The sequence below is a fragment of the Streptomyces boncukensis genome (genome assembly GCF_011045075.1).
Lineage (GTDB): Bacteria > Actinomycetota > Actinomycetes > Streptomycetales > Streptomycetaceae > Streptomyces > Streptomyces boncukensis.
The window spans coordinates 1-7,045 of the sequence record NZ_JAAKZZ010000399.1; the positions used below are offsets into that span (position 1 = coordinate 1).

At 71.1% G+C, this 7,045-nt stretch carries 5 protein-coding genes; 3 read left to right on the top strand and 2 right to left on the bottom strand.

Annotation, left to right across the window (positions count from 1 at the left end; translation table 11 throughout):
- Positions 1–123: 123 nt before the first annotated feature.
- Together G5C65_RS27895 and wrbA are read right to left on the bottom strand one after the other, a co-directional pair.
- Positions 124–1,980: a glycoside hydrolase family 3 protein gene (locus G5C65_RS27895; protein WP_165301790.1), complete on the bottom strand. Its 1,857-nt coding sequence runs from the start codon at positions 1,978–1,980 to the stop codon at positions 124–126.
- Positions 1,981–2,159: 179 nt separating this feature from the next.
- Complete coding sequence (gene wrbA, locus G5C65_RS27900) at positions 2,160–2,783, bottom strand: NAD(P)H:quinone oxidoreductase (RefSeq protein ID WP_165301791.1); 624 nt, start codon at positions 2,781–2,783, stop codon at positions 2,160–2,162.
- Positions 2,784–3,003: 220 nt separating this feature from the next.
- Here wrbA and G5C65_RS27905 point away from each other — a divergent pair, with 220 nt between their 5' ends.
- From G5C65_RS27905 to G5C65_RS27915, 3 genes are all read left to right on the top strand, one after another.
- On the top strand, positions 3,004–3,663 hold the full coding sequence (locus G5C65_RS27905; protein WP_165301792.1) for a TetR/AcrR family transcriptional regulator: 660 nt from the start codon (positions 3,004–3,006) through the stop codon (positions 3,661–3,663).
- Between the two features lie 270 nt (positions 3,664–3,933).
- Positions 3,934–5,466 (top strand): MFS transporter, encoded by a 1,533-nt coding sequence (locus tag G5C65_RS27910; protein WP_165301793.1) that lies wholly within the window; start codon positions 3,934–3,936, stop codon positions 5,464–5,466.
- A gap of 506 nt (positions 5,467–5,972) precedes the next feature.
- Entirely contained in the window at positions 5,973–6,989 is a 1,017-nt protein-coding gene (locus tag G5C65_RS27915; protein WP_165301794.1) for a sigma-70 family RNA polymerase sigma factor, read from the top strand.
- The last annotated feature ends 56 nt before the right edge of the window (positions 6,990–7,045 follow it).

Below are 7,045 nucleotides of genomic sequence, written 5' to 3' on the forward strand. Positions count from 1 at the left end.
AACCGGCTGAAGAACGCCAGAGCAGTAGCCACCCGCTACGACAAACGCGGCTACATCTACCTCGGCACCGCAACCGCCGCAGCCCTCACCATCTGGCTCCGAACATGATCGACCGGACAAGTCCTAGCCGCGCCCGCCGTAGCCGAGGCCGTGGCCGTACGGGAAGAGCTCGGCGGACGGGTCGTCGAGGGCGGGGATCGCCACCGGCAGCTTGCCGGACGGGTTGAGGTCGCCGTACAGGGCGCGGTCGACCGCGGCCAGGGACGGTGCGCCGTACGAGTACGTCGCCAGGTAGGCGGGGACGTCGGGGAAGCGGCGGATGTCGTACGGATTGCGCACGGCGACCGCGACGACCGGGGTGCCGGCGGCGCGCAGCTCCTCCACCAGCTTCGCCTGCGCCGCGCCGCCCTCCGAGCCGGCGGCCGCCGCGTTGGTGAGGACGACCGTGACGTCGTGCGAGCGGGCCGCTGCCGCCGCCTCCGCCCGCTTCGCCTCGCTCGGCACCGCACCCGTCTCCAGCCGGGTGGCCGACTGCCCCGGACGCCCGGCGATCGCGTCGGCGAGCGTGCCGACCGGTTCCGGGCCCCAGCCGGTGACCAGGACCCCGCGTGCCGCGCCGGACAGCGGGAGTGCGCCGTCCTCGTTCCGGACCAGGGTCACCGTCCGCTCGGTGAGCGCGCGTGCGTCCCTGCGGTGGCGTCTGCGGCCCACCGTGCGCATGGCGCGCCGTTCGCTCACGTACGGGTGGGGGAACAGACCGCGGCGCAGTTTGTGCTCCAGGACGCGGACGACGGAGGCGTTCAGCCGGGACTCCGCGATGGCGCCCGAGCGGACGGCCGACAGGACGGCGTCGAAGGCCGTGTCCATCTCGGGGGCCAGCACGAGCTGGTCGCAGCCCGCCTGGAAGGCCCGTACGGGCGCCACGTCGGGCGGATAGTCCTCCGTCGCGCCTCCCATGTCGAGCGCGTCCGTGACGATGAGGCCGTCGAAGCCCAGTTCGCCGCGCAGCAGGCCGGTGACGATGGCGTGCGACATGGTGGCCGGGACCCGGCTCGGGTCCAGCGCGGGGACCACGATGTGCGCCGTCATGATGGTGTCGACGCCGCGCCGGATGGCCGCGCGGAACGGCGGCAGGTCGATCCGGTCCAGTTCCCCGCGGGTGTGGGTGATCTCGGGCAGCCCGCTGTGGCTGTCCACGTCCGTGTCGCCGTGGCCGGGGAAGTGCTTGGCCGCGCTGGCGACGCCGCCCCGGTGGTAGCCGCGTACGGCGGCGGAGACCAGGTCCGCGCACAGCTGAGGGTCGGAGCCGAAGGAGCGGACGCCGATGACCGGGTTCTCGGGGTTGATATTGACGTCCGCGACGGGCGCGTAGTTCTGGTTGACGCCGACGGCGGCCAGTTCGGTGCCGAGGATGTCCGCGGAGCGGTGCGCGTCGCGGGGGGAGCGGGATGCGGCGAGCGCCATGTTGCCGGGCAGCAGAGTGGCGGGCTCCTGCATCCGGTAGACGACGCTGCCGCCCTCCTGGTCGATGGAGACGAGCAGCGGGATACGGGCGCCGGTGCGCAACGCGGCGTGCTGCAGCCCGTTGGAGAGGCGGGCGATCTGGCGGGGCTCGCGCACGTTGTCAGGACCGCGTCGGGCGTCGAAGTAGATGACGCCGCCGGGGCGGTACTTGGCGATGACCTCGGCCGGGGTGCCGACCCCGTACAGCTCGCGGTTCCTGGCGTGTTCGGTGTCGGCGGCCTGGCCGTAGAGCTCGACGACGAAGAGCTGGCCAACCTTCTCCCGGAGCGACATCCGGCGCACGGTACGGACCGCGCGGGCGCGCGCGGAGCGCCTGTCGGCCGCCGTGGCGGCGGAGGCGGCGGTGGGTGCGGTGGTGGTGGACGGTGCCGCAGCGGCGGTGGCCGGGACGCCGATCGCCGCCGCGGCTCCGGCCGCGGCGGCGATGACCTGTCTGCGGGAGGTGTGCTGCTGCATCGGAACGCTCCTCACGGATGCGGGCGAGGCGGAAGCGCGGGGGGTGGGACGACAGTGGGACGACAGTGGAAAGACAGCACATCGTCGCAGCGCACATCACGCCGGACCAGACGCCGCGCGGACCTTCATCGGTCTGGTCCAGTGGCTGGGCTGGAGGGGCGGTCCGGTCCGCCCCTCGGTCAGGCCGCGAAGCCCGCCTTGAGGGCGGCCGTCATCCGGACCACGCGGTCGGCCTGCACCCGGGCCGCTCGCCGTGCCGTCTCGTCGACGGGGTTGTCTCCCTGCGCGTCGACGTGGGAGGTGCCGTAGGGATTGCCGTCCACGAACTTCGACGGGTCGGTGTAGCCGGGTGGGACGATGACGCCGCCCCAGTGGTACGCCGTGTTGTAGAGCGCCAGCAGGGTGCTCTCCTGGCCGCCGTGCGGGGTGGCGGACGAGGTGAAGCCGCTGTAGACCTTGTCGGCCAGCCTGCCCTCGGCCCAGAGCGGGCCCAGGGTGTCCATGAACTGCTTGAGCTGGGACGTGACGTTCCCGAACCGGGTGGGGGTGCCGAAGAGCACCGCGTCCGCCCACTCGACGTCGTCGGGCACGGCCTCGGGGATGTCGGCGGTGTCGCGCGCGTTCTTGGCCCAGGCGGGATTGGAGTCGACGGCGGCCTGGGGCGCCAGCTCGTGGACGCGGCGCAGCCGGACCTCGGCGCCCTCGCTCCCGGCGGCGTCGGAGATCTCCCTGGCCAGGGTGGCGATGGTGCCGGTCGCGGAGTAGTAGACGACCGCGACGCGTACGGGAGTGGGGGTTGCCATGGCACGCTCCGTTCTGCAGCGGGGGATTTGTCCGTTAGGTCATAAAGCTACCCGCTGAACCTTGTGAGGCGAGTCACAGCAGTCAGGGGAAATAACCGGGGAGCGCGTCCCCGTTTACATAGGCGTCCGGCGGAAGCGGGGACTCAGTCCCCGGTTGTCAGTGGGGCGTAGTACACATCTCTTATCAGCGCGACGACACCCGAGCGGCGAGGAGCGGATCATGGGCAGCGCAGCACGCAGCGCGAGTGCCCCGGCGGCGATGCCGAGGGCGCGAGCCGATGCCGCGCGGAACCGCGAGCGCATCCTGGCCGCAGCCAGGGAGGCGTTCGTCCGCGTCGGCACCGAGGCCCCGCTGGACGAGATCGCCAAGGCCGCCGGGGTCGGGAACGCCACGCTCTACCGGCACTTCCCCGACCGCGACGCGCTGGCGCAGGGCGTCGTCCTCGCCGTTGCCGACGGGATCGCCGAGCGGGGGCGGCTGCTGCTGGCCGAGGAGTCCGACCCGTTCGAGGCGCTGCGGCGGTTCGTGTGCATCGCGGTCGAGGAGAAGTCCAGCGCGCTGTGCCCTCTGATGTCCCACCGCATCAATCTGGACGACCCGGTCATCCGCTCCGCGCGCGACCGCACCGAGAAGGTGGCGATCGAGCTGCTGGAGCGGGCCCAGCGCGCCGGTGCGGTGCGTGACGACATCGGCGCCGGGGACGTGCTGGTGGCGGTCAGCCAGCTCGCCCGCCCGCTCCCCGGCACCGTCACCGCGGGCATGGCCCGGTTCATCGAACGGCACGTGACGCTCTTCCTCGACGGGCTGCGCGCCCCGGCCAAGTCCCCTCTCCCCGGCCGTCCGGCGACCTTGGAGGACCTGCGAGCACAACACTGCTGACCTGGAGATCCCGTCGGGCGGCCACCGCGGAAAAACGAGTGGAAGTCCCCGCGCGCATCCGTTCTACTTCTCTACCGCTTCCGCGCACGTCACCGATGACTTCGGACTCACCGTCGAGTCCGCACCTCTGAGACCACCCTTCCCCGACGACTGAGCTTGCGGGGCCCCGGAGCGCCGGGACCACTGCGGACGACGATGCCCGCTTTCCGCGCACAAAGCATCGTTTTTCATGACCAACCGTCACCACTCCTGTGTGAGGTAGACCCACTCATGCCAGAAGCAGCCACCGGACTCGACCCCAGACGATGGAAGGCGCTCGCCTTCATCGCCACCGCGCAGTTGATGGTCGTCCTCGACGCCACCATCGTGAACATCGCCCTTCCCTCCGCCCAGGCCGATCTGAACATCTCGGACGGCAACCGGCAGTGGGTCATCACCGCCTACGCGCTGGCCTTCGGCGGCCTGCTGCTGTTCGGCGGCCGAATAGCCGACCTGTGGGGGCGCAAGCGCGCCTTCATCACCGGCCTTGTCGGTTTCGCCGGGGCCTCCACGCTGGGCGGCGCGGCGGCGAACGAGGCGATGATGCTGGGCGCCCGCGCGCTGCAGGGCGCCTTCGGCGCGCTGCTCGCCCCCGCGGCCCTCTCGCTGCTGGCGGTGATGTTCACCGACGGCAAGGAACGGGCCAAGGCGTTCGGCATCTACGGTGCCATCGCGGGCGGCGGCGGTGCCGTCGGCCTGATCCTCGGCGGTGTGCTCACCGAGTACATGAACTGGCGCTGGACCTTCTTCGTCAACATCCCGTTCGCCGCAGCCGCGGCGGTCGGTGCCATGCTCGTGATCAGCGAGCCCGCCGACGCGCGCAACCGCTCCGCGCTCGACATCCCCGGCGTCGTGCTCTCCACGCTCGGCCTGGTCTCCCTCGTCTACGGCTTCACCCGCGCGGAGAGCGAGGGCTGGTCCGAGGGCGGCACGGTCGCCATGTTCATCGCCGCCGCCGTGCTGCTGATCGCGTTCGTCCTCACCGAGGCGAAGGTGAAGGCGCCGCTGCTGCCGCTGCGCGTGGTCACCGACCGGAACCGGGGCGGGGCCTACCTCTCGCTGGGGCTCGCGATCATCGCGATGTTCGGCCTGTTCCTGTTCCTGACGTACTACCTGCAGATCGTCAAGGACTACTCGCCGGTTAAGACCGGTGTGGCCTTCCTGCCGATGATCGTAGGCATGATCACCGGCTCGACGCAGATCGGCGCGCGCCTGATGACCCGGGTGCCGCCGCGGCTGCTGATGGTTCCGGGCTTCGTGCTCGCCTCGGGCGGCATGCTGACCCTGACCCAGCTGGAGGTCGACAGCTCCTACCCGGCGCTGATCCTGCCCGCCCTGCTGATGCTCGGCCTCGGCATGGGCACGGCGTTCATGCCCGCGATGTCCCTGGCCACACACGGTGTGCGGCCCAGCGACGCGGGTGTCGCCTCCGCCATGGTCAACACCTCGCAGCAGGTCGGCGGCGCCATCGGCACCGCGCTGCTGAACACCATCGCGGCCAGCGCCACCACCTCGTACATCGCCGACCACGCAGCGCAGGCGACCACCCGGCCCGCGCAGCAGATGCTGAAGCTGGAGTCGATGGTGCAGGGCTACACCTCCGCGATCTGGTGGGCCGTCGGCATCCTGCTCCTCTCCGCGGCCATCGCGGGCGTCCTGGTGAACGCCCGTGCGCAGAGTGGCTCCGCAGGGGCAGGGGCGAAGGACGGCGAGCCGTCCGACGCCGCCGGCGAGGCGGAGCCCGCCCTGGTGGCGATGCACTGACGGCCGGCCCGGAACACCCACCGGTTGATCACGCCCATACCGGTGTGGGTGCGTAGGCAGCGGATGCTTCTGGCACGCATCTGGCAGAGGTGACGGAGAGCGGCCCCCGCCCGGCGGGGGCCGCTCTCCGTCGTACGCGCGTGCCCGCGGGACGTCGTACGGGGGGTGTCGGCGCGGCACGCGCAACCAATGAGCGGCGGGCGCCGTCTAGGAGGGTGTAAGGCGGCCGGAGCGGGCGGCGGGGAGGCCCCCACGGACGGCTGGGATGAAGGGACGAAGGAGTCCGCGGCGCTCTGCACGCCGCTCCGACCAGCGCCTCAGCGCGGGTCCGGCACCGTCCTCCCGCGCAGGTGGTCGCACAGGGTACTGCATGATCCGAAAAATGATGAGCGAGTTGGGAATTCTGTCCGGTTTCCAGCCGTTGACATCTATGCAAGCGGGCACTCGGGGAGTGTCCGGGCTAGCCACCAGGCCAGTTTTGTAGACCACTCGCAAAGGGAGCACGCATGGCAACCCGTGCCGTCGCCCGTCGTCACGAGGACACTAGCGGTGTCTCCGACACGGCAAGCAGTGTTCGCGCCGCAGGCAGCGAAGTCGCGGACCGCGACCTGGTCGGCATGTATCTCGATGAGATCGCTCGCACACCGCTGCTCGACGCGGCGAAGGAAGTGGAGCTGTCGCTCGCGATAGAGGCCGGCGTCTACGCCCGGCGGATACTGGACGGGCTGGAAGAGCCGGTTTCCGAGGACTCCCCCAGCGCGCGGGCCAGCCGCGAGGAACTGGAGGGGATCGTTGCCGAGGGCGAGCGCGCCAAGGACGTGTTCATCCGGTCCAACCTGCGCCTTGTCGTGGCCGTCGCGCGGCGCTACCCGCGCAGCGGGCTGCCGCTGCTGGACCTGATCCAGGAGGGCAACGCGGGCCTGGTCCGCGCCGTGGAGAAGTTCGACTACACCAAGGGCTTCAAGTTCTCCACCTACGCCACCTGGTGGATCCGGCAGGCGATCACGCGCTCGATCGCGGATCAGTCGCGGACGATCCGGCTCCCTGTGCACCTGGTGGAGGAGCTGGGCCGGATCCGGCGTGTGCAGCGCGAGTTCAATCGCGAGCACGGCCGGGAGCCGGAGCCCGAGGAGATCGCCGGGGAGCTGAACTCCACCCCGGAGCGGATCACCGACGTGCTGGACTGGGCACGCGACCCGGTGAGCCTGAACATGTCGGTGGACGACGAGGGCGAGACCCAGTTCGGAGACCTGCTGGAGGACACCTCGGCGGCCTCGCCGGAGCAGTCCGTGCTGACGGTGCTGCGCCGGGAGGAGCTGGACGACCTCATCGGCCGCCTCGACCCGCGCACCGCCTCCATCATCAAGGCGCGCTACGGCATGGTCGACGGCCGCGAGCGCACCCTGACGGAGGTCGGCAAGCAGCACGGCCTGACGCGTGAGCGCATCCGGCAGATCGAGAAGCACGCCCTGCTGGAACTGAAGAAGATGGCCCATGACACGGGCTTCGACGAGGCGGCATAGCGCTGCCCAGGCGGCGCGCTGAGCCCGCCCCTCGTCCCCAGAACGAGCCCCGGTGC